A 21,778-nucleotide genomic window follows, 5' to 3' on the forward strand; every position below is an offset into this window, starting at 1 on the left:
AATACTCTGCTAGCACTTGCTAAAACAGTCAAGCGCAGCCAGATAGGGCTAATATGAGCAAAAATATAAGGAGCAGTTTATGGCGCTATTAATCACTGATGAGTGCATTAACTGTGATGTGTGTGAGCCTGCTTGCCCCAATGAGGCCATCTCAGAAGGCGATGATATTTATGTCATTGATCCAGATCTATGCACAGAATGTGTCGGGCATTTTGACGAGCCACAATGCGTGGTGATTTGTCCAGTCGACTGTATCCCTCATGACCCCAACCATGTCGAGACAGAAAATGATTTATTAGCCAAATACAAGCGTATTACAGGTCAATAAAATCTTGATAAGCGATTGATGACGTTTGGGTTTACAACGTTTTAGGGACAATATAATGACCAGCAATACAATGACAACCAAATCCATGCAAGTAGCCAGTGAGTTCGATCAGCAACATCTTTGGCATCCATATGCCAGCCTGCCACCAACCTATTCCAATATCGTTATCGATCGCGCTGAAGGGATTTATATCATTACTGAAGACGGCACGCGCTTAATGGATGGTATGTCGTCATGGTGGGCGAGCGTCCATGGCTACAATCATCCTAAGCTAAACGACGCGCTGACTCAGCAGCTAGGTAAAATGGCGCATGTGATGTTTGGTGGCTTGACCCACCAGCCAGCGATAGATTTGGGCAAAAAGCTACTCGATATTGTGCCTTCTAGCCTTGACGCTATTTTTTATGCGGACAGTGGCAGTATCGCCGTAGAAGTGGCACTAAAAATGGCGCTGCAATATCAAGTGGCTGCCAAGCGCCCAAACAAGCAGCAGTTTGCGTCAACCCATTCAGGGTATTACGGAGATACTTGGCATGCCATGAGTGTCTGTGATCCTATCAATGGAATGCACAGTCTGTATGGCAAGCAATTACCGATGCAACATTTCGTTCCTGCGCCGCCACTTGGGTTTGATCGCGTATTGACAGTAGATGATCGTGAAACATTAGCTCAGTTTTTTGCAGAGTATGGCGCGCAGCTGGCAGGATTTATTATCGAGCCGATTATTCAGGGCGCAGGTGGTATGCGTTTTTATAGTCCTGAATATCTACAATTGCTGCGTCAACTGTGCGATAAGCATAATGTACTATTGATTGCCGATGAGATTGCTACTGGGTTTGGGCGTAGTGGCAAACTATTTGCGTGTGAACATGCTGGCATCAGCCCTGATATCATGACCATTGGCAAGGCGCTGACCGGCGGCTACATGACTTTTGCTGCAACACTATGTACCCGCAAAATTGCCGATACCATTCACAATAGCGACTATCCAGCGCTGATGCATGGTCCGACCTTTATGGGTAATCCGCTCGCCTGTGCGGTCGCCTGTGCATCGATTGATTTGATCCTGTCTTATGATATCGAAACGCGTACTGCCAGTATGCAACGTACGATGGAGCAAGCCCTGACGCCAGCTGCGCAGCTGGCAGGTGTAGCCGAGGTACGTTGTTTGGGGGCAGTGGCGGTGATTGAGTTAGAAGACGCTGTTGATATGCCCATTTTTCAATCCTTATTGATTGATAATGGTATCTGGGTCAGACCCTTTGGTAAGTTGGTGTATATCATGCCGCCTTATGTGATTACTGATGATGAGCTGACCACCTTATGCCAAGCGCTGCTAAAAGTAGTACGTAAATATTTAGAACATCGAGGTTAACCATGAGCGTGCTATTTGTATCCGGCATTGATACCGATATTGGCAAAACCTATGCCACGGGTCTGCTTGCCAAATCATTAATGCAGCAAGGCGTCAACGTTATCACGCAAAAGTTGGTACAAACGGGCATCAGTAAACAACCAGATGGCGAGCTAGGCATTGCAGATGATATTTTAAGTCACCGTCAATTGATGGGAATGCCATTACAACCATGCGATCTGGACTTTACCACCTGTCCTTATCGCTATGAGAAGCCTGCGTCACCGCATCTGTCCGCAGCATTGGCCAATCAGCCTCTTAACATCAATGTGATTACCGATGCCACCAACGCATTGCAAGCCGATTATGAGTTGGTGTTGCTTGAAGGGGCAGGCGGGCTACTGGTACCGATAAATGAGCAACTATTAACCTTGGACTATATTGCCAAGCAAGGCTATCCTATCGTCTTGGTCACCTCTGGCCGACTGGGCAGTATTAATCATACGTTACTCAGTTTAGAAGCCATAAAATCGCGCGGCTTAATGATCCATAGTGTGATTTACAATCATATCCATGATGATGCTGAACAAACGGATGCTGAGATTGCAAATAGTACCATTGATTTTTTGCAGGCGTATTTGGCTTGCCATTATCCCAAAGCTCACTGGCTGGTTTTGGCCAAACAAGCAAATAAACATTCAGATAATGCTGACATAACCTTGCCAACAGCGTTTATCTAAGTGTTTAAAATGCTTTTAAGGTCATTAAAGTCATTCTAAAAATAAGCCGAAAAGACATTCCCATACGGGTGTTAGTTTTGCTATACTAGCGCGCTTGGTAGACTAGGCGATCGCCGCTGCACACTGGCAACAGATGAGCAGGGGAGGAAAGTCCGGGCTACATAGGGCAGCGTGCCAGCTAACGGCTGGGCAGAGTAATCTGACGACCAGTGCAGCAGAGAGTAGACCGCCTTTGACTTAGTTGATTGTCGCAAGACACCAATGTCATCGGTAAGGGTGAAAGGGTGCGGTAAGAGCGCACCGCGTGGATGGCAACATCTCACGGCATGGTAAACTCCACGCGTAGCAAGACCAAATAGGCATCGGCATGGCGCGGCCCGCGTTCGATGCGGGTAGGTTGCTTGAGCGTATCAGCGATGATACGCCTAGAGGAATGATCGTCCACGACAGAACCCGGCTTATCGGTTTACCAAACCTTTTTTATCATTTGTTGTAGTAAGTAAGTGCAGTTAATTTGAATGACATTCATTTTTTTGCAAAAAATGCCCATTAGGGGTTGACGGCGGTCAGCAGCTTGGGCATAATGTGCAGCCTAAAACGGCGATGTAGCTCAGCTGGTTAGAGCGCACGACTCATAATCGTGAGGTCGAGAGTTCAAGTCTCTCCATCGCCACCATATATAGCAGTATTAAAAAGCCAATCTCTCTGGGATTGGCTTTTTTTTGCCTGAAATAATCTTTCATTTACAAGGTTTGTATGTGCTATTGCTTAGTCAAATACTCCTTGTTAGATGTCTGTCAGTCTCGCTTACTTGATAAATACTTTCTCTGCTACTAAAATCGCCTTACTTTGCAGTAGAAAACTGCTAGAATACTCTTTGGTATGTGCGTACAAAAGCGCAGCAGAGTTACCGTACTAAGTACTGGGCTTTAGGCGAGGTTATCCATTCTAAGGATTACGATCGACACAACAGCTGACCTGTAGCATACGTTTTAACGAAGCATACCTATCTTATCAAGTGTACTTGACCATATTTATCTCTTATCTTTATTCTATCACCTTTAATTTAGTAGGCGCTTTGTGACTGCATTAGCCAATATTCGTAACTTTTCAATCATTGCCCACATTGATCATGGTAAGTCGACCCTTGCCGATCGTTTTATTCAGATGTGCGGTGCCTTGCAAGATCGCGAGATGCAGGCGCAGGTGCTCGACTCGATGGATATTGAGCGTGAGCGCGGTATCACTATTAAAGCGCAGTCGGTCACGCTATATTATGACCATCCTAATGGTGAGCGCTATCAGCTTAACTTTATTGATACGCCAGGTCACGTTGATTTCTCGTATGAGGTGTCACGCTCATTGGCCGCTTGCGAAGGCGCGCTATTGGTGGTCGATGCCGCGCAAGGCGTAGAAGCACAGTCGGTTGCCAACTGTTATACCGCAGTCGATCAGGGCCTAGAAGTCATGGCTGTCCTTAACAAGATTGATCTACCGCAAGTGGAGCCTGAGCGCGTCATTCAAGAGATTGAAGATATTATCGGAATAGAAGCCATTGATGCCCCTCGTGTTTCAGCGAAATCTGGTCTGGGTGTCGATAAATTGTTGGAAGCGTTGGTTGAATTCATTCCAGCACCGACTGGCGACCGTGAAGCACCCTTACAAGCACTTATCATTGATTCATGGTTTGACAGTTATCTGGGTGTGGTCTCACTGGTTCGCGTACGTGAAGGGACGGTAAAAAAAGGCGATAAGATCTATATCAAATCAACGGGCGATGCTCATCCAGTAAGCTCTATCGGTGTATTCACGCCAAAACCTGTCGATACGGGTATTTTAGAAGCGGGTGAAGTAGGCTTTGTTATCGCTGGTATCAAAGATATTGCAGGCGCGCCAGTTGGCGATACGATTACGCATGCCAGTACGCCTGATGTTGAACGTATTCCAGGTTTTAAACAGATCACGCCACAAGTATATGCAGGAATGTTCCCAGTCGATTCGAGTGATTTTGAAAAATTCCGTGAAGCGCTGCAGAAATTGCAAATCAACGATGCGTCATTATTTTTTGAGCCTGATACTTCAGACGCGTTAGGCTTTGGCTTTCGTTGTGGCTTCTTAGGCATGCTACACATGGAGATTATCCAAGAGCGCTTAGAGCGTGAGTATGACTTGGATTTGATCACCACTGCGCCTTCAGTTATCTATGAGATTGAAAAGAAAGGCGGTGAAGTCATCTATGTTGATAATCCATCAAGACTGCCTGAGCCTAACAATATTGAAGAGTTCCGTGAGCCAATTGCCCGCTGTCAGATTTTAGTACCGCAAGATTACTTGGGTAACGTCATGACCCTATGTATTGAGCGCCGCGGTGTGCAGGTTGATATGCGCTTTATGGGTAAGCAAGTTCAGGTTATCTTTGATATTCCGATGGGTGAGGTGGTCATGGATTTCTTTGACCGTCTAAAATCAGTCTCGCGTGGTTTTGCATCACTGGACTATAATTTTGATCGTTATCAAGTGGACAAATTGGTTAAAGTCGACGTGCTAATCAACGGTGAAAAGGTGGATGCCTTGGCAATGATTGTGCATCAAGACCAAGCACGTTTCCGCGGTAATCAGCTAGTGACCAAGATGAAAGAGCTGATTCCACGTCAAATGTTCGATGTGGCGATTCAAGCCGCAATTGGTAGTCAGATCATTGGACGTAGTACGGTAAAAGCCATGCGTAAAGATGTCTTGGCCAAATGCTATGGCGGTGACGTATCGCGTAAGAAAAAGCTCTTGTCTAAGCAAAAAGCAGGTAAAAAACGTATGAAACAAGTGGGTAGTGTGGAGATTCCACAAGAAGCCTTCTTGGCTGTTTTACAAGTGGACAGTTAATACATCGCTTTATCTGAGAAAGTTCTGGTACATAACAGTTGAATATCGTCAGTTTTTTGATTAAAGCAACTAGACAAACAGCACGTTAATAGGCAATTTGGTATGGATTTTGATTTCAATTTAATTTTAGTGCCGTTGACCATAGGCTTAGGAATTGTCTGGCTGCTAGATAAGCTGGCACTCAAGCAGCGCAAAACTCGCGGTCGAGGTCAAGAAAGTCTGCTAGTGCGATGGGCCTATGATTTTTTTCCTGTGTTGGCTGTCGTATTGATCGTACGCTCGTTTTTGATTGAGCCTTTCAATATTCCATCTTCTTCCATGGTGCCAACGCTATATACGGGCGATTTCATTGCAGTCAATAAATATGCTTATGGCGTCCGCTTACCGCTGACTTACAATAAGGTGTTGGATACAGGATCACCTGAGCCTGGTGATGTGGTGGTATTTCGCTATCCTGAAAACCCAAGCATTTACTATATTAAACGCTTGATTGGCTTGCCAGGCGATACGGTGAGCTACAGTCAAGGCAAGCTCTCTATTAACGATGTACCCGTAAAAACAACGCCTATCGATTTTTCAGCCAATGCTGAATTGACATCACAGCTTTATCTGCCAGGACAGATGGGTCCAGGCGAGGTGCTGACAGAAGAAAGCGCGGCTGCGATGGGTCAGCAAGAAGAAGGCGCCGCGCAGTACTTCCAAGAAACGCAGGGTGAGAACCAGCACTTGGTTCGCTATCTAAAAGGGATGAACAGTGCCCAATATGCGCCTTTTTTACAGCAAGAGTCGCCAGAAGTGGTAAGCTCAGAGGGGACAGAGTGGCGCATTAAAGTACCAGAAGGTCATTATTTTGTGATGGGTGACAACCGTGATCGCAGTGCAGATGGCAGGTTCTGGGGATTTGTTCCTGATGAAAATTTAGCGGGTAAAGCGGTCTATATTTGGATGCATAAACCACCAGGATTAAACTTACCAACTTTCGAGCGTAATGGTACCATTGATTAATACCATGAGTACTCTATTGATTGAGTTATCGATAATAGTTTTATGCTAATATCGTTACTATTCAATAAATAGCGTTTTACTATCTAAGTCATAGGTATAGAACGCTATTAAAAATAGTCATCTATCTGTAGAGGGATATCATAATGCAGCAGTTATCTGGTCTTGCCACGCAGCGCGGTGCTAGTGTGACAAACATCGTTCTCATTATTATGATGTTGGGGATCGCGGTTAAACTCCTAGTGGCCATTGTGCCTGCTCAAATTGGTGACTATCAGCTCACGAAACTTTTGAGTGCAGAGCTTAAAGTAGCCAATGACAATAACGAGACAGCCAAGCAATTCGTTGAGCGTGTTAATAAACAGCTATCCATCAATGCTGACTATGACACCAAGGCAGAAGATGTATTCACTTTTACCAATAAAAAAACGGGCCAATTGGCCATTCATAAAGAATATGCAGTAACCAATACGTTCTTTAGCAATGTCGATATTGTGAATCGTTTCGAAGGAGACATCGATATGGCTACAGCAGAATAAATAATTATAAGATAGGACAGCGCTTTAGTGTCCTCAACAAAATCCAATATAGACTCTTATTAAACTGAATCTGTAAAACAGAAGGGATAACCACAAGCCACGCATGAAACCAACTTCGCAACATTCCCAAGCGGTTCTTACTTCCAAAAAAAATAGCACGTCTGTCGACACGCTTGTTGTTAGCTCAGAATTTACTCAGCGCTTAGCAGTCTTAACGCGCAAGTTAGGCTATGTATTTAATGATTTGAGCCTGCCAAAGCTTGCATTGACGCACCGCTCATTTGACAGCAAAAAAAACTATGAGCGTCTAGAGTTTTTGGGTGATGCGCTTTTGGGCATGATTGTGGGTGAGGCTTTATACCATCGTTATCCTAATCAAAACGAAGGGCGTCTAACCCGTATGCGTGCAACTTTGGTCCGCCAAGAATCATTGGTTATTATCGCGCAAAATCTAGAGCTATCTAACCATCTGATATTAGGCGTGGGTGAGCGTAAGGGCGGTGGCCGTAATCGTGCTTCTATATTGGCGGATGCGGTAGAGTCTTTGATTGGAGCCATCTATTTAGACAGTCAAGATATGGAGATTACTCGTCATTGCGTACTCTCTTGGTATGGAGACTTGATTGACAACGTCAATGACCAAAAAGCACTAAAAGATGCGAAGAGCCGTTTGCAAGAGTGGTTACAGTCTAAGCAATTTGATTTGCCGAGCTACGAGCTTATGGAAACACGTGGCAACGCTCCTCATCAAATCTTCGTGGTACGCTGTCACGTGAATATTCAGAACTGCCCTGATATTACTGAATCTGGTGAAAGTCGCCGCATCGCGGAGCAAAAAGCAGCAGAACTTATGATCAATCAGTTGCATAAACTTCCAGGATCCGCTAAAAAACGCTCTTAGAGAATATTCGCAGGTGATTATAGGCATATTTCTGAGTCAACAATGCCGCTTTTGCGTGATAAGACCTGAAGCGGCATAGACCTAATTTACCTTATATACTACTTATTTCAAATATTACCAGCTGATATCCAATAGTAACTACACCGACAAACTATTAAGTCATATTTGGCTGGATATAAACCCTATAGGATCAACTTATGAGCAATCACCCTGATGTGCCATCGAATAATGAAGATAGTACTCAAAATATGATTGAAAATACAGATGTCGATACGAATGCAGATAGCGTAGAAGATATCACACTAGAAAACGATCTGGCGATTGAAGAGTTTTTTGCACCAAGTGGTAGTGCCCAGTTGGCTGATGATTTTAGATCAGGCTATGTGGCCATCGTTGGACGCCCAAACGTCGGTAAGTCAACGTTGATGAACCACTTATTGGGTCAAAAGCTGTCTATTACCTCACGTAAGCCGCAAACGACGCGCCACCGTATTCATGGCATTTTGTCCAATCACGAGATGCAGGCGGTGTTTGTCGATACGCCAGGCATCCATCGCAATGAAGTACGGGCGATTAATGAGCGTATGAATAAAGCGGCAGTATCCGCTCTAGTAGATGTTGATCTGGTATTGTTCGTTGTTGACTCAGATCAATGGCGTGATGATGATCTATTGACGCTGCAAAAGCTTGGTGAGACCGATTTAACGATCGTACTGGTTATTAATAAATCAGATACTTTAAAAGATAAAGGCAGCGTATTGCCGCTTATTGAAACCTTTAATGAAAGTTTTGACTTTGCTGATATCGTTCCAGTATCTGCACTTAAAAACCAAAACTTAGATCGTTTGCAAGAAGTGATTGCCTCACATTTACCAGTTGCTGCACCTATTTATGATACAGAGCAAATCACTGACCGTTCAGAGCGATTCTTAGCGAGCGAAATCATTCGTGAAAAAATCATGCGTAGTGCGGGTGATGAAGTGCCATACGACTTGACTGTACAGATTGATGCGTTTAAAGACGAGCCTGCGCATACAGATCCAAAGACAGGGCGTCCACGTAAAGCCTGTACCTTTATTGATGCAACTATCTATGTTGAGCGCAGTGGTCAAAAAGCCATTGTTATTGGTGATAAAGGCCAGCGCATCAAGCAAGTCGGTATGGATGCTCGTAAAGACATGGAGCAACTGTTTAACAAAAAGATTATGCTAACGCTATGGGTCAAAGTCAAACGTGGCTGGTCTGATGACGAACGTGCATTAACCAGTTTGGGATATTGATAGCAATCACGCATAGTACGGTAATATTGCTATCCATATGTTAAATGCTGAGGTAATAAACGATGCGTAACGAAGCGTTAATTGGCTATTTATTACATCAGCGTCCTTATCAAGAAAAGCGTGCGTTGTATTATCTTTTTTCTCAGCAGCATGGTGTGATACATGGTGTTGGGAAAAAAGGTGCACCGTTATTTATGCCTTTACAGCTATTTGCCACTGGCAAACGCGACTTAAAGACATTCACTCAAATCCAGATTACTTCGCAAACCACTCTCCAAACAAGTAACGAGCAAAAAGAAGGTACCTCTGCCACACTATCTACTGTACCTTATAGTAATATCAATGGACAGCACCAATATGCGGCGTTGTACCTTAATGAGATACTGTGGCGATTGTTACCGACCGAAGATCCAATGCCGGTATTGTGGCAACATTATCAGGACAGTTTACAGCAGCTGAAGCAACCTTTAGATAACACTGAGCTTCGTTTATGTTTGCGCCAATTTGAGCAGCACCTATTCAATGAGTTAGGTTTCACCTTAACGCTAACGCATGATAACATCGAACATACTATCGAACCTAATTGTGTATATCGCTTTTTACCTGATGTGGGGTTACTGCCAATCATGCAGAATGCTATAGAGTCCGAGCATTTAGAGAGTAGTACCGGACAGACTATATTTAAGGGTATTGATATTATCGAGATGGCCTACCTAGGTATCACTAAAGCAACGCTGAATAATTGGTCAAAGCTACATCGGCATCTGATAGATCATCTACTTGATTATCAACCATTACAAAGTCGGCTGCTATGGCAACAGCAACAACGTTATCAATAAAGAGATTATCATTTTTAAATCTATTGAGTTTAGGCCATGGCTTAACTTGTGGGAATATCGATACTGTTGCCTAGGCCGATGGTGTTGATGAGTTAAATATAGAACACGCTATGATTTAGGATTATAGCAAGCTGTTGTTATGGTAAAAAATGCGATGTATTAAAATGCTTAAAGGTAATGTACTTGCTACTTTGTCCGCATTCAATTACCCATCACAATCGGTAGGGTGGTCTTGATTAAGCTTCTGACTGACTCGACCGTTTTGATTGAAAGAAATTTGGTACATTGCATCATTATAGGTAGATGTGGGGCAGTACTTGATATGGCCAAAATGCCCCCGAGGTTTGCCACTATCCCCCCAAAATTTGATGTAATGGCGACCCGCTCCGACTCTGAGTTTCAGTGTACTATATTTTAAATTAAAATATTGATTGAGTACTAGGGTGTGTTGACAATTACCGTAAATGGATAATCGTCGCTGCTAAATAGATATTAGCAGCAAACGACTCATCCGTTTTTTCAGCACGCATGGCAATTTTCTTGAAATCTTTCAGCTTACAGAAGAAGTTCTCGATTAAGTGACGCCACTTGTACATTTCTTTATCGAAATCTCGTTGCTTTAAACGAGAGCGTTTAGGGGGTATGACCGCTTTGCTACCACGCTCTTCTAAGTCTAGCAGTAGCCAATCCGTGTCAAAGGCTCTATCAGCAAGCAATGCACCAAACTCTTTGTCTTTAATTAAAGGTTTAACGCCAGCCATGTCATGCTGTTGTTCTTTCAATAAAGTAAAATCAACAAGGTTGCCTAATGCATCAACCATTGCCATGATTTTAGTGGTCATACCGCCTCTTGATTTGCCAATTGCCTGATGACAAGCCCCCCTTTTGCGCCTTGTCCATGACGATGTACCTTAACAATAGTGCCATCAATCATGGCATACTCTAAATCTGAGTCATTCAGAGCATTAAATAGCTTGCTGAATCTATCGCTTTTTACCCATCGACGGTAGCGCTTATAAACACTGTTCCAGTTACCAAATTCAGGGGGTAAGTCTCGCCACGGACTACCTGTTCGGACAATCCATAGAACAGCTTCGATAAATAGTCGATTATTTACCGCTGTTCTACCAACATCGGTCTCTTTACCTGCACAATACGGTGCTATCTTTGCCCACTGGGCATCACTTAGGGTTAATCTAGTCATAACACTATGATTATCAATTATTCTATATATGTCAACACACCCTAGAGTATCAGCATTTGTATCGAAGTTTTTGTTACCGTTTTTGTCTACGAATAATATAAGCATGTTGTCACTATTGCGGTCGCATTGTATACCGTCATTCGATAAACAAACCAATACATCTTGTCTAGTGATATAGCTTTCAGCTTTTGCCAAAGCGAGGGCGTTCTCTAATTGGGTTTTGACGCGTTTGGCTTCCATACGCGTTAATTGCGTCAATATGCTTGGCGTTGCAATCGCTACTATGATAGCAAGCACCGTTACAGTAACAATCAGCTCAACAAGAGTGAAGCCATTCCTACCTTTAGCGCTTAAAGCTTGTAAATGCGTTGCAGAGCGTTTGTTATATATAGTTAACTGGTGTAGTGGAGCGTACAACTGATTTATTCGAAATATTAGCCTATCATAACTAAGCATTCCCTTCATCAAAGTAGATACAGGTAAAACCACTATCAGTAATCTGCGATAATTTGATGATGTCTTATAAAGCGATTTCATAGATTGCTACATCCTATGGCTTCAGACTTTCCAAATAAAATAATCGCGCTTATCTGCAACATCTAGCTAATCCATTATGTAGAAAAAATACTTGATAAAGACTAGGGTGTGTATAGAATTCAAATGAGTGGCAACCAGATAAAGACACAAGCGAGCATTACCGCCGCTGCATAGCTATCTTTGAGCTTATCATATCGCGTGGCAATGCCCCTAAAATGTTTCAATCTAGCAAAAGCGTTTTCTACCAAATGACGGCAACGATACAAATACCAATCTAGTGTGTCGTTACAGCTTTTAGAGTTCGACTTAACGGGTATGACTGACTCAGCACAGTGCTTGAAGATACACTCTCTAATATCACTACTATCGTAGCCCCTGTCTGCAATCACCGCTTTAGTCTGGTTATTAATCGTGCTATCTATCAACGTCTTTGCCATCTTAGCGTCATGCACTTGCCCACCTGTCAGCTCAATATGTATAGGGTTACCACAAGCATCGACCACTAAGTGCAGTTTGCTGCTATTACCTGCAACACTTTTACCAATGGCCTCATCAAGATGACTGGCTGCACCTGAACTATGCTGATGAGCTTTGACCACGCTACCGTCTATAAATAACCATTCACTATCATAGTTTGCTGTGACTATCTTCATGAGCTTTTGCCATTTACCGGTTTTACGCCAGTAACGGTATTGATGATATATGCGAGACCAATGACCAAAATAAGAAGGTAAGTCTCGCCATGGACAGCCTACTCGTATGCGGTACAACATGCCTTCAACGGTACGTCTTAGATTGGGCTTGTTATATACGTTAATTTGTCGCAATATAATAAATAGCTTGTGCCAATGTTCATCGTTGAGCTTGGTGCGAGTCATAAGTGATGCCTTATTTCTTTGTTGTGGTAAACATTAGAGTAAGGCGTTGCTTATTTTTTTCAATGGTTCCTCAATTCTATACAGCCTCTAGTATTTGGGTTTGTTGGCAGTATACGAAATTATTACTTTTCTATAAGTTACTTCGAATATCAAATAATGTCGACTATTGTAATATAAACAGAATATATGTCTATTGTCAAAAAATGTTTCAATTAGTGAATAATGTGCATTAGGAATAGAGAAAAATTATTAATTGTAATAAAATATGTTCAAACGATAGGTGCTAGTTAATTTAGCATCTATCGTGAACTGACATACAAAAGATAAAAAGCGTAAGGTGTGTTAGTTCTAAGTAACTTAGAATGGCTATTGTGTTTTAGTTACAACATTATCGTGTAATAATGTGTAGCTCGTTAACGAAAAAAGTTGTAAACTGAATGGATAATCGCTAAGCTACTTCTTAATTGGTTTTGCTTTGTAACCTAAAATGCGTAAAAGATGTCTGATTTAGAGCGTCTTGAGAATCGGTTTTGCTTAATGCATCACTAAAATTATCCTTTGGAGGAAGTCCATGAAACTGAATAAAATTGCTTTAGCACTGTTCGCTGTAACAGCTGCACCTCTAGCAGCTAATGCTGGTGTTACTATTAGCCCACTATTATTAGGTTATCACTACAGCGAAGGCGCTGATGATGATCAAGCTGAATTACTAGGCGACTATAGTGGTAACGGTAATAGCTACTATAAAGAAGATGGTTTATACACTGGTGCCGCTTTAGGTATCGAGCTAACGCCTTCTACTCAGTTCCAAGTAGAGTATGGTGTGTCTAACACTGATGCTAATGCTACAGATGTTGGTGGTAACGATCTTGGCGATTCTTACGATGCAGAGCAAGAAATGATCTCTGGTAACTTCTTAGTTGGTTTTGAAGAATTCAGTGGCTACACTGAAAATGCATTCAAGCCATACATGCTAGTTGGTGCCGGTCAATCTAAAATCGAAATCGAAAACAGCAACGGTGACAAAGTTTCAGGTACTAAAGATACTATCGGTAACCTAGGTCTAGGTGCTATGTATCGTATCAACGATGCACTAAGTCTACGTGGTGAAGCTCGTGCGATTCATAACTTTGACAACAACTGGTGGGAAGGCATGGCATTGGCCGGTCTAGAAGTTGTACTTGGTGGCCATCTAGCACCTACAGTAGCAGTACCACCAATGGAAGAGCCAATGGTTGACAACACTCCAGTAGTTGTTGTTGAAGCTGACCTTGATTCTGACGGCGATGGCGTACCTGATAGCATGGATGCATGCCCAGGCACTCCAATGAATGTAGTGGTTGATGAGCGTGGTTGCCCAGTACCAGTAGATATTACTGATGAGCTAAAAATGGAACTACGTGTATTCTTTGATAACGATAAATCAGCTATCAAAAACCAATACAAGCCAGAAATCGCTAAAGTAGCAGAAAAAATGCGTGAGTATCCAAACTCTACAGCTCGTGTAGAAGGTCATGCATCTAAAACTGGTCCTTCAGCACGTTATAACCAACGTCTATCTGAAGCTCGTGCCGTTGCTGTTAAATCTATGCTAACTAACGAATTCGGTATTGCTCCAAACCGTCTATCAACTGTTGGTTATGGTTATGACCAACCAATCGCATCAAACGATACTGAAGAAGGTCGTGCTATGAACCGTCGTGTTTATGCCATCATCACTGGTGATAAAACTATGACTGTTGAACAAACTAAAGATATGGTTGTTCAGTAAGTATTAGATAAATAATCGTATAGTTAGATATATGGTTACAAAAAAAGTCACCCAATTGGGTGGCTTTTTTTATTTATGTATTGAGAAAAGTAAGTTATTTCATAAATTTATGAATCAATAATGTTATACTAGCCACCCAAACATTCTGTAAATTGACAGAATGTACATTAGCATAGCTATCTGTACGATGAATTTATCGGCATAGATATTTGATTATATTGAGATTTTCTGAGCGATAGCATTTATTGTGTATCATCTAAAATTCAATATTTATCTTATTGATGATAAAAGTTTATCCAGCGGCGCTTATTGCTACTGCATTTTTTTAAGACGACACGAGCATTTTATATGGCGAACGATATCAAACACCTGCGTAACATTGCAATTATTGCCCACGTTGACCACGGTAAAACAACTTTGGTTGATAAATTATTACATCAATCTGGTACTTTTGGCGATCGTGCAAATATTGCTGAACGTGCAATGGATTCAGGTGATATTGAGCAAGAACGTGGTATTACTATTTTGGCTAAAAACACAGCCATTCGTTGGACAGATCAGACTTCAGGAACTGAATACCGTATTAATATCGTTGATACCCCAGGTCACGCCGATTTCGGTGGTGAAGTTGAGCGTGTGATGTCAATGGTTGATTGCGTACTTTTGGTTGTTGATGCTGTCGATGGCCCGATGCCTCAGACTCGTTTTGTAACGCAAAAAGCATTTGAACAAGGTCTAAAGCCGATTGTTGTTATCAATAAAATTGACCGTCCTGGCTCACGCCCTGATTGGGTAATGGATCAAATTTTTGATTTGTTCGATAATCTAGGTGCAACTGATGAGCAGCTTGATTTTCCAGTGGTTTATGCATCAGCGTTAAATGGTATTGCAGGTTTGGAAGCAGATGATTTAGCTGATGACATGACGCCACTATTTAAAACTATTGTTGATGTTGTACAGGCGCCGCAAGTTGATGCAGACGCACCATTCCGTATGCAGATCTCAAGCCTTGATTACAATAGCTTCGTTGGTGTGATTGGTATTGGTCGTATCCAGCGTGGTAAGGTTAAAACCAATACACCAGTTACTGTCATTGATAAACATGGTAAGACACGTAACGGCCGTATCTTAAAAATTATGGGCTACCATGGCCTTGATCGTATTGATGTTGAAGAGGCACAGGCTGGTGATATCGTTTGTATCACAGGTATCGATGCGCTTAATATCTCAGATACGATTTGTGATCCTAATAAAGTTGAAGCATTACCAGCATTAACAGTTGATCAGCCTACCGTATCAATGAATTTCCAAGTAAATAACTCACCATTTGCTGGTCGTGAGGGTAAGTTTGTCACTTCACGTAATATTCGTGAGCGTCTTGAGCGTGAATTGATTCATAACGTTGCACTACGTGTAGAAGACACTGAATCTCCAGATAAATTTAAAGTCTCTGGTCGTGGTGAGCTTCATCTATCTGTACTTATCGAGAACATGCGCCGTGAAGGCTTTGAGATGGGTGTTTCAGGCCCAGAGGTTATCGTAAAAGAAGTTGATGGTGAGCTACAAGAGCCGTATGAAAACGTTGTCTTCGATATCGAAGAAGAGCATCAGGGTTCTATTATGGAGCAGGTTGGTCTACGCAAAGGCGAGATGACCAATATGGAGCTTGATGGTAAAGGTCGTATGCGTATTGAAGCGACAGTACCAGCTCGTGGTTTGATCGGTTTCCGTTCTGAGTTTTTAACATTGACTTCAGGTAGTGGTATCATGACGTCAAGCTTCTCGCATTACGGTCCACAAAAAATCGGTGATGTGGGTGGTCGTTCAAACGGCGTATTGGTTTCTATGGCAAACGGTACTTGCCTAGGCTTTGCACTGTTTAACCTACAAAAACGTGGTAAGTTATTTGCTGAGCCACAGCTTGAAGTTTATGAAGGTATGATTATTGGTCTTAACTCTCGTAACGATGATATGACGGTTAACCCAACAACCGGTAAGCAGTTAACCAACGTACGTGCTAGTGGTACTGATGAAGCGTTGACGTTGACGCCAGCAGTTAAGTTCACGCTTGAGCAAGCGCTTGAGTTCATTCAAGATGATGAGTTGGTTGAAGTCACGCCAAAAGCGATTCGTCTACGTAAACGTTATTTGACTGAAAGTGAGCGTAAGCGTCACAGCCGTAGTAAGAAAAATGCATAATATCGACAGTATAAACTATTCAATCTTTTAGAGCGTTGATTTTCAACACCAAAATTTAATGTCTTTTAGACATCGGAGTAGTTAAAGAATTAGCAGTATAGGGTGAGCTATAGTGGTTCACTTTATACTGCTTTTTTTTGTTGTAATTTTGAAGAAATAAATACAAAATGAACATTAGTTTTGATGTGTTCAATGATTAACGTTAGAGTGAAGTATGATACTGATTATATAAAATATCTATACGCCTATAGATAATTTTTGAGGAGAATACAATGAGTATGGTTTCAGAATTTAAAGAATTTGCTCTAAAAGGCAATGTGATGGACTTAGCAGTTGGTGTTATCATTGGTGGGGCTTTTGCTACCATCACTAAATCATTGGTAGATGATATCATTATGCCAATTGTCGCTTTCATTGTAGGGGGCGAGATTAACTTTAAAAATATGCTTTTGGTATTGGGTGATGTGCCTAATGGGGTTGCTATGACCTACGATGCACTCAAAGAAGCTGGCGTTCCTGTATTAGCATATGGTAGCTTCATCACTGTACTCATTAATTTTCTAATTTTAGCTTTTATTATTTTTATGATGGTGAGAGTAGTAAATAAAATGCGTCGTACGGAAGCTGTAGAGGAAGCTGTAGTAGAGCCATCAGAAGAAGTACAGTTACTGCGTGAAATCAGTGCTAAATTAAGTAATACTCATATTGTAAAATAATAACGTACGGTTTAGTGGTAACAAAAAAGGCTAACTTTATGTTAGCCTTTTCTATTGTCTATTCATAAAGTCATATTTTTTGATTTATGCTAAAAACGATCAAACACAGTAGCTTATGGCGTGACAACCACGTAATCGTTAGTATTAATCAAAATCTCTGATGGTTGGTCAACGACAATACGCACAGTATTATTGTCAATAACTTGTGATTTATAATAGTTGTCTTCAGCAACTGTACAGCCTAAACATCTTCCCATAGCATCCCAAGGCTCAACAAATAATTTTTGCTGCGCTTGATCGGCATTTCCACCGATAAGAGAGAAGGGTAGGCTCACGATATAGGCGGCGGTACCAGCCACAGCATTGACCAGTTGTAATGGTTTACCAACAATCGTATCTACTACCATCGTCTCATACGAAGGGCCAAAGTCAGTTTCGTCTATTTCTATGGCTGCAAGAGTAGGTTGCATACTAGCAGCCATTAACGCTAAGGAAGTAAAGACAGGAAACAACTTTTGCTTAACTGCGCGTTTGTTTGTGGCTTTAACCGTCATAACGATATCCTAAAATTTACAATTAGTATGATTAATGGCTGCTGCTGTCTCCATATAGGAATATCGCGGCAACGACAGGTAGGGTAAGTATTACAGAAGAATAAATAGTGCGCACTATTTTTGTAAGCGCTAGCACTATTAAAGCAAGATGTACGCCAATAAGCAACAAGAATACATGGGATATTCTTATGTGAGTAAAGAAATATATCAAACTAGATTGTATTTATTTTGAAAATAGTAGCAGATTTGTCTTTAGTCAAGGTAAGAAATCATATGAGCACTAATTAAGCTTAAGCTAACGGCTGACAATTTGGACAATAAACGCTGGCTCTACCATTGAGCTTAACATTTTCTAGAATGGTATCGCATTTTAGGCAATGCTCTCCTTGCCTACCATAAACATTTAAAGTCTGCTGAAAATAACCCGTTTGACCACTCGCGACTGTAAAATCTCGTAGCGTTGAGCCGCCAAGTTTGATAGCCTTTTTTAATATATCTTTAATATTGTCAACTAAAATTATCAGCTGCTCAAGTGACAGTTGATTGGCTGGGGTAGCAGGGTGAATACCTGATAGGTAGAGGCTTTCCGTCGCATAGATATTACCGACACCTACCACGACTTTTTGTTCCATAATGACAGATTTGATAGCTCGTGCGATGGACTGTGTTCGTTTGGTCGATGGTTTTTTGTTAGAGCCTGTATTGTTATGATCTTTATCGGATAAGTTATTACGTTGAATAACGTTATAAAGATATTCTGCGGTAAAATCTTCCGAGAGTGGCTCAGGGCCCAAGTGGTCCAGTAATTTGCTACCGTAATCTTCATACCATAATACTGAGCCAAATCGTCTTGGATCGTAATAATGTAGCTGAGACTTTGCATTTTCAGAATCCCTAAATACTACTATTAGATGATCATGTTTACGTTTGTCAGTGCCATAACTGTGCTGCTGTAAACTACCTGACATGCCTAAATGAATCAAAAGCTTAAGTGGTGCTACCATGGCATCATTATCATTAAGCACTGTGGGCAAAAATTTAAGAACAAGATATTTTGCTCGGCGTTCAACGCTATCTAACGTGTAGTCAGCCAGACTACTTAAGTCATCTGGCATCGCCCAACGTAGTTTGGGTTGAAAGACCTTTATGTCAATCACCTGTTGTCCTAATAATGGTGCAAGGCTAGTCTTGGTGGTTTCTACTTCTGGCAATTCGGGCATGATGTTTTATGACAACTCTATTTTTGAGTGAATAATTGGTAGCTTAGCATGTCAACTAAGCCACAGCGCGACGAGCATGTAAGACACCGTGCTGTTGCTCTAGTTTCGCCAGTAACTTAGATAGATGCGCTAGCCCTGAAACTTCGATATGAAATTTCAAAAAGGCGATATTGTCATCGTTACTAAGCGTTTCAACTTTGCGGATATTGACGTTCTCTTTATCAATAATCTGTGTCAAATCACGCAACAGGCCGCGTCTGTCATACGCCTCTACGTGGATATCAACTGGCTGATAGCGACCAGATTGTACTTGCCAAGCTGCCTCTATTTTGCGCTCAGGATCACGCTCGACCAAACGCAGATACTCAGGGCAACCGCGGTTATGAACGCTGACACCTCGCGATAAGGTAATGTATCCGGCAATTGGCTCACCATGTACAGGATGGCAGCAGCCTGCTAAATTGATTTCAATATTATCCAGACCGTCGATACGGATTTTGTAGGCATCGAGCTTGCTCGCATCTCTAGTATCGACGTGCGGTGCAAAGTTCTCTGGTGGTATCTCGGGTTCTAAATGCAGCTGCCGAGAAATATGGCTGGTTAGCTGATTGAGACCGATATCACCTGTGACGAGCCCCACGATAATATCATCGGTCGTATTGACGTGGAAATGCTGGATATAGTCATTTAAGTCAATGCTATTGGGATGCACAGATAGGCGCTCAAGCTCTTTGCTAAGCATCTGACGACCTATTTCAATATTCTTATCACGGTCTTGTTTGTTGAACCATTGACGCAGTTTTGAGCGTGCGCGATTGGTATGAATATAGCCCAGTGAGGCGACTAGCCAATCACGATTGGGCTCACGCGATGCCTTAGTGATGATCTCAACTTGTTCCCCTGTTTTTAGCTGATAAGTCAATGGCACATAGCGCTGATTAACTCGGGCTGCCTGTGCACGGTTACCAACTTGGGTATGCACATAATAGGCAAAATCGAGAACGGTTGCACCTTTTGGTAGCTCGGTGATGTCGCCGTCACGGCTGAAAATATAGATACGCTCGAGCTCATCAAAATCAACGAGTTGTTCTTCTTCGTCAAGCTCCATGTCATCTAGCTCTTCGCCTGTCATGACAGATGAGCGCGGCTGGTTACGGGTCTCGTTGTTAATAGACAGTAGCTGACGTAGCGAGCTGATTCTTTGATTTAAGTAATTGTCTTTTTTATTCTTCAGGCCTTCTTTGTAATTGACATGTGCGCACATGCCAAGCTCCGCCTCAAAATGCATCTCCTGAGTACGAATCTGCACTTCAAGCGATTTGTTTTCGGCAATGACGGCGGTATGTAGTGAGCGGTAGCCGTTTGACTTTGGGTTGGTAATATAATCGTCAAATTGCTCAGGAATATAACGCCACAAACCATGTACCAAGCCTAAGACGTGATAACAGTCTGAAGGATTATTGACCAATACTCGCAATGCTCGGATGTCATACAGCTGGTCAAAGGATAAACCTTTGAGTTTCATTTTGCGGTAAATAGAATAGATATGCTTGACGCGTCCGGATACTTCGCCCTCAATGCCAGCATTCGCTAATGCCTCATTGAGCTTCTCTTCTACACGCTGAATATAAGACTCGCGTTCGCTTCGCTTTTCGGACAGTAGCTTGGCAATCTCTTTGTACCTATCGGGCGCAAGGTAGCGAAACGCCAGATCCTCAAGCTCCCACTTGAGCTGTGCAATACCTAGGCGATGCGCTAATGGCGCATAAATAGTCATGACCTCGCGCGCGACACGAGTTTGACGCTCTGGCCTAGAAAACGTCAACTCACGCATGGCAAAGGTACGCTCTGCCAACTTAATGAGTACCACACGCACGTCGTTGGTGACAGAAATGAGCATGCTATAAATATTTGATAGCTGGTCACGCTGATTATTGACGAAATGATCTTCTAAGCGTTTATTGCTCTCAATAATCTCTGAGAGTTTCCCCATTGCTAAAGTGTCTTTAACAAGGGCTAGGATATCCGCACCAAAATTTTTCTCAACTTCAGCAAGACTAATGATGGATTTGCGGGCACTGCGATATAGCATGGCAGCAACAAGCGCGTCTTCATCTTGATAGAGATAGGTCAATATGTCTGTCATGCCAATACCAGTGACGTAAGCACCTGAGCGCTCAGATTCGCTAGTATTCATGTGACTGCGGATAAACTCACAAGCAGCACTCAGATGAGGTACAGACTCTTGTCCGATACGCTTCGCCACATTGTCGAGCCAAGTGGGTACATCGATATTGGCTTGATCTAAATCAATGGATTCGAGCTCTTCATCTGAGAGCGTATAGGTGTTGTCCAGATACTCGTTTTCAAGCGCGGGGTCGAGGCCATCATAAGTATGTGCCGCTGATCGATCAAAAGTAGTATGTAGCTTGTGAGTTGACAGCTGGTATTTGATATCGAGAGGAATCTGGGCGTAGCTGTTGGCAGATTGGTGAGAGCGTTGGCTCGCTACCAATTGCGCCGCCAGTGTGGCACTGTCGGCCTGCGTGGTTTGTCCATCCACCAACGGCAACCCCTCACGAATTTTTACCATAGCCGACTCCTCTTAGCTATTTTGAATTGATTATAACCTCATCTACTATGCACACACTCCGAATGAACGATTCATAAAGTGCCAGCTATAAACCAATACAACTGCTAAAAATCTGATTTTTAGCAGCCATAAAATGCGCGTAAAATATATAAAGCTACGAGTACAAGTGCTGCTTATACGGCGATATACAGTATAAGAAGATTGTTTACTATTATCTCACTTTGAAAGGACAAATCAAGCTAG

17 protein-coding genes, 1 tRNA gene, 1 other RNA gene and 2 pseudogenes are annotated in these 21,778 nt (G+C 42.4%); 14 read left to right on the forward strand and 7 right to left on the reverse strand.

Annotated elements, in window-relative coordinates:
• Positions 1–28: 28 nt before the first annotated feature.
• Positions 29–79 (reverse strand): annotated as a pseudogene (locus tag CUR83_RS13430) (hypothetical protein); the annotation flags it as partial.
• Between CUR83_RS13430 and CUR83_RS02845 the strand changes: the two are divergent.
• From CUR83_RS02845 to recO, 11 genes are all read left to right on the forward strand, one after another.
• Positions 80–328 (forward strand): YfhL family 4Fe-4S dicluster ferredoxin, encoded by a 249-nt coding sequence (locus CUR83_RS02845; RefSeq protein ID WP_058024492.1) that lies wholly within the window; start codon positions 80–82, stop codon positions 326–328.
• A gap of 55 nt (positions 329–383) precedes the next feature.
• Complete coding sequence (gene bioA, locus CUR83_RS02850; RefSeq protein ID WP_416383512.1) at positions 384–1,703, forward strand: adenosylmethionine--8-amino-7-oxononanoate transaminase; 1,320 nt, start codon at positions 384–386, stop codon at positions 1,701–1,703.
• 2 nt (positions 1,704–1,705) lie between these two features.
• Positions 1,706–2,422 (forward strand): dethiobiotin synthase, encoded by a 717-nt coding sequence (gene bioD, locus CUR83_RS02855; protein WP_284719043.1) that lies wholly within the window; start codon positions 1,706–1,708, stop codon positions 2,420–2,422.
• Between the two features lie 94 nt (positions 2,423–2,516).
• An RNA gene (gene rnpB, locus CUR83_RS02860) (RNase P RNA component class A) lies at positions 2,517–2,899 on the forward strand.
• A 122-nt stretch (positions 2,900–3,021) separates the two neighbouring features.
• Positions 3,022–3,098: transfer RNA gene (locus tag CUR83_RS02865), tRNA-Met, on the forward strand.
• Between the two features lie 404 nt (positions 3,099–3,502).
• A complete protein-coding gene (gene lepA, locus CUR83_RS02870; protein WP_071002301.1) occupies positions 3,503–5,302 on the forward strand; it encodes a translation elongation factor 4 in 1,800 nt (599 codons plus the stop codon).
• A 102-nt stretch (positions 5,303–5,404) separates the two neighbouring features.
• Positions 5,405–6,307, forward strand: coding sequence for a signal peptidase I (gene lepB / locus CUR83_RS02875; RefSeq protein WP_071002300.1), 903 nt, complete (start codon positions 5,405–5,407; stop codon positions 6,305–6,307).
• Between the two features lie 143 nt (positions 6,308–6,450).
• Positions 6,451–6,843, forward strand: a complete 393-nt coding sequence (locus tag CUR83_RS02880; protein WP_223334848.1) for a DUF4845 domain-containing protein — start codon at positions 6,451–6,453, stop codon at positions 6,841–6,843.
• A gap of 103 nt (positions 6,844–6,946) precedes the next feature.
• The gene (gene rnc / locus CUR83_RS02885; RefSeq protein WP_223334849.1) at positions 6,947–7,744 is read left to right on the forward strand and encodes a ribonuclease III; all 798 of its coding nucleotides are present in this window, start codon (positions 6,947–6,949) and stop codon (positions 7,742–7,744) included.
• A gap of 248 nt (positions 7,745–7,992) precedes the next feature.
• Positions 7,993–9,024 carry a GTPase Era gene (gene era, locus CUR83_RS02890; RefSeq protein WP_093067978.1) on the forward strand — a complete coding sequence of 344 codons (1,032 nt, stop codon included), beginning with the start codon at positions 7,993–7,995 and terminating at the stop codon, positions 9,022–9,024.
• Positions 9,025–9,086: 62 nt separating this feature from the next.
• Positions 9,087–9,863, forward strand: coding sequence for a DNA repair protein RecO (recO, locus tag CUR83_RS02895; protein WP_071002297.1), 777 nt, complete (start codon positions 9,087–9,089; stop codon positions 9,861–9,863).
• Positions 9,864–10,318: 455 nt separating this feature from the next.
• Here recO and CUR83_RS02900 read toward each other — a convergent pair.
• From CUR83_RS02900 to CUR83_RS02910, 3 genes and pseudogenes are all read right to left on the reverse strand, one after another.
• Positions 10,319–11,067 (reverse strand): IS5 family transposase gene (locus tag CUR83_RS02900; RefSeq protein WP_284719802.1). Its coding sequence is split into 2 segments (ribosomal slippage): positions 10,319–10,737 and positions 10,737–11,067, totalling 750 coding nucleotides; the frame shifts between segments, so codons are not numbered across the junction.
• 276 nt (positions 11,068–11,343) lie between these two features.
• Positions 11,344–11,604, reverse strand: a pseudogene (locus CUR83_RS02905) (prepilin-type N-terminal cleavage/methylation domain-containing protein); the annotation flags it as partial.
• A 119-nt stretch (positions 11,605–11,723) separates the two neighbouring features.
• On the reverse strand, positions 11,724–12,482 hold the full coding sequence (locus tag CUR83_RS02910; RefSeq protein WP_093071332.1) for an IS5 family transposase: 759 nt from the start codon (positions 12,480–12,482) through the stop codon (positions 11,724–11,726).
• 571 nt (positions 12,483–13,053) lie between these two features.
• Here CUR83_RS02910 and CUR83_RS02915 point away from each other — a divergent pair.
• From CUR83_RS02915 to mscL, 3 genes are all read left to right on the forward strand, one after another.
• Entirely contained in the window at positions 13,054–14,253 is a 1,200-nt protein-coding gene (locus CUR83_RS02915) for an OmpA family protein (protein ID WP_093067746.1), read from the forward strand.
• A gap of 348 nt (positions 14,254–14,601) precedes the next feature.
• A complete protein-coding gene (gene typA / locus CUR83_RS02920) occupies positions 14,602–16,452 on the forward strand; it encodes a translational GTPase TypA (RefSeq protein WP_071002295.1) in 1,851 nt (616 codons plus the stop codon).
• Between the two features lie 272 nt (positions 16,453–16,724).
• The gene (gene mscL, locus CUR83_RS02925) at positions 16,725–17,168 is read left to right on the forward strand and encodes a large conductance mechanosensitive channel protein MscL (RefSeq protein ID WP_058025799.1); all 444 of its coding nucleotides are present in this window, start codon (positions 16,725–16,727) and stop codon (positions 17,166–17,168) included.
• A 113-nt stretch (positions 17,169–17,281) separates the two neighbouring features.
• Here mscL and CUR83_RS02930 read toward each other — a convergent pair whose 3' ends face one another.
• The 3 genes from CUR83_RS02930 to CUR83_RS02940 form a co-directional block, all read right to left on the reverse strand.
• Positions 17,282–17,722, reverse strand: a complete 441-nt coding sequence (locus CUR83_RS02930) for a hypothetical protein (protein ID WP_071002294.1) — start codon at positions 17,720–17,722, stop codon at positions 17,282–17,284.
• Between the two features lie 290 nt (positions 17,723–18,012).
• On the reverse strand, positions 18,013–18,942 hold the full coding sequence (gene mutM / locus CUR83_RS02935; protein WP_071002293.1) for a bifunctional DNA-formamidopyrimidine glycosylase/DNA-(apurinic or apyrimidinic site) lyase: 930 nt from the start codon (positions 18,940–18,942) through the stop codon (positions 18,013–18,015).
• A 55-nt stretch (positions 18,943–18,997) separates the two neighbouring features.
• Positions 18,998–21,535 (reverse strand): RelA/SpoT family protein, encoded by a 2,538-nt coding sequence (locus CUR83_RS02940; RefSeq protein WP_186475113.1) that lies wholly within the window; start codon positions 21,533–21,535, stop codon positions 18,998–19,000.
• Between the last annotated feature and the right edge of the window lie 243 nt (positions 21,536–21,778).

Origin of the sequence: Psychrobacter pocilloporae, from assembly GCF_029872915.1 — a bacterium.
Classification (GTDB): domain Bacteria; phylum Pseudomonadota; class Gammaproteobacteria; order Pseudomonadales; family Moraxellaceae; genus Psychrobacter; species Psychrobacter pacificensis.

Bases quoted from the DNA above. Each gene is read 5' to 3' on its own strand.
- CUR83_RS02845 (WP_058024492.1), top strand. From the start codon at position 80: ATGGCGCTATTAATCACTGATGAGTGCATTAACTGTGATGTGTGTGAG.
- bioA (WP_416383512.1), top strand. From the start codon at position 384: ATGACCAGCAATACAATGACAACCAAATCCATGCAAGTAGCCAGTGAG.
- bioD (WP_284719043.1), top strand. From the start codon at position 1,706: ATGAGCGTGCTATTTGTATCCGGCATTGATACCGATATTGGCAAAACC.
- lepB (WP_071002300.1), top strand. From the start codon at position 5,405: ATGGATTTTGATTTCAATTTAATTTTAGTGCCGTTGACCATAGGCTTA.
- CUR83_RS02880 (WP_223334848.1), top strand. From the start codon at position 6,451: ATGCAGCAGTTATCTGGTCTTGCCACGCAGCGCGGTGCTAGTGTGACA.
- rnc (WP_223334849.1), top strand. From the start codon at position 6,947: ATGAAACCAACTTCGCAACATTCCCAAGCGGTTCTTACTTCCAAAAAA.
- era (WP_093067978.1), top strand. From the start codon at position 7,993: ATGATTGAAAATACAGATGTCGATACGAATGCAGATAGCGTAGAAGAT.
- recO (WP_071002297.1), top strand. From the start codon at position 9,087: ATGCGTAACGAAGCGTTAATTGGCTATTTATTACATCAGCGTCCTTAT.
- CUR83_RS02910 (WP_093071332.1), bottom strand. From the start codon at position 12,482: ATGACTCGCACCAAGCTCAACGATGAACATTGGCACAAGCTATTTATT.
- CUR83_RS02915 (WP_093067746.1), top strand. From the start codon at position 13,054: ATGAAACTGAATAAAATTGCTTTAGCACTGTTCGCTGTAACAGCTGCA.
- typA (WP_071002295.1), top strand. From the start codon at position 14,602: ATGGCGAACGATATCAAACACCTGCGTAACATTGCAATTATTGCCCAC.
- mscL (WP_058025799.1), top strand. From the start codon at position 16,725: ATGAGTATGGTTTCAGAATTTAAAGAATTTGCTCTAAAAGGCAATGTG.
- CUR83_RS02930 (WP_071002294.1), bottom strand. From the start codon at position 17,722: ATGACGGTTAAAGCCACAAACAAACGCGCAGTTAAGCAAAAGTTGTTT.
- mutM (WP_071002293.1), bottom strand. From the start codon at position 18,942: ATGCCCGAATTGCCAGAAGTAGAAACCACCAAGACTAGCCTTGCACCA.
- CUR83_RS02940 (WP_186475113.1), bottom strand. From the start codon at position 21,535: ATGGTAAAAATTCGTGAGGGGTTGCCGTTGGTGGATGGACAAACCACG.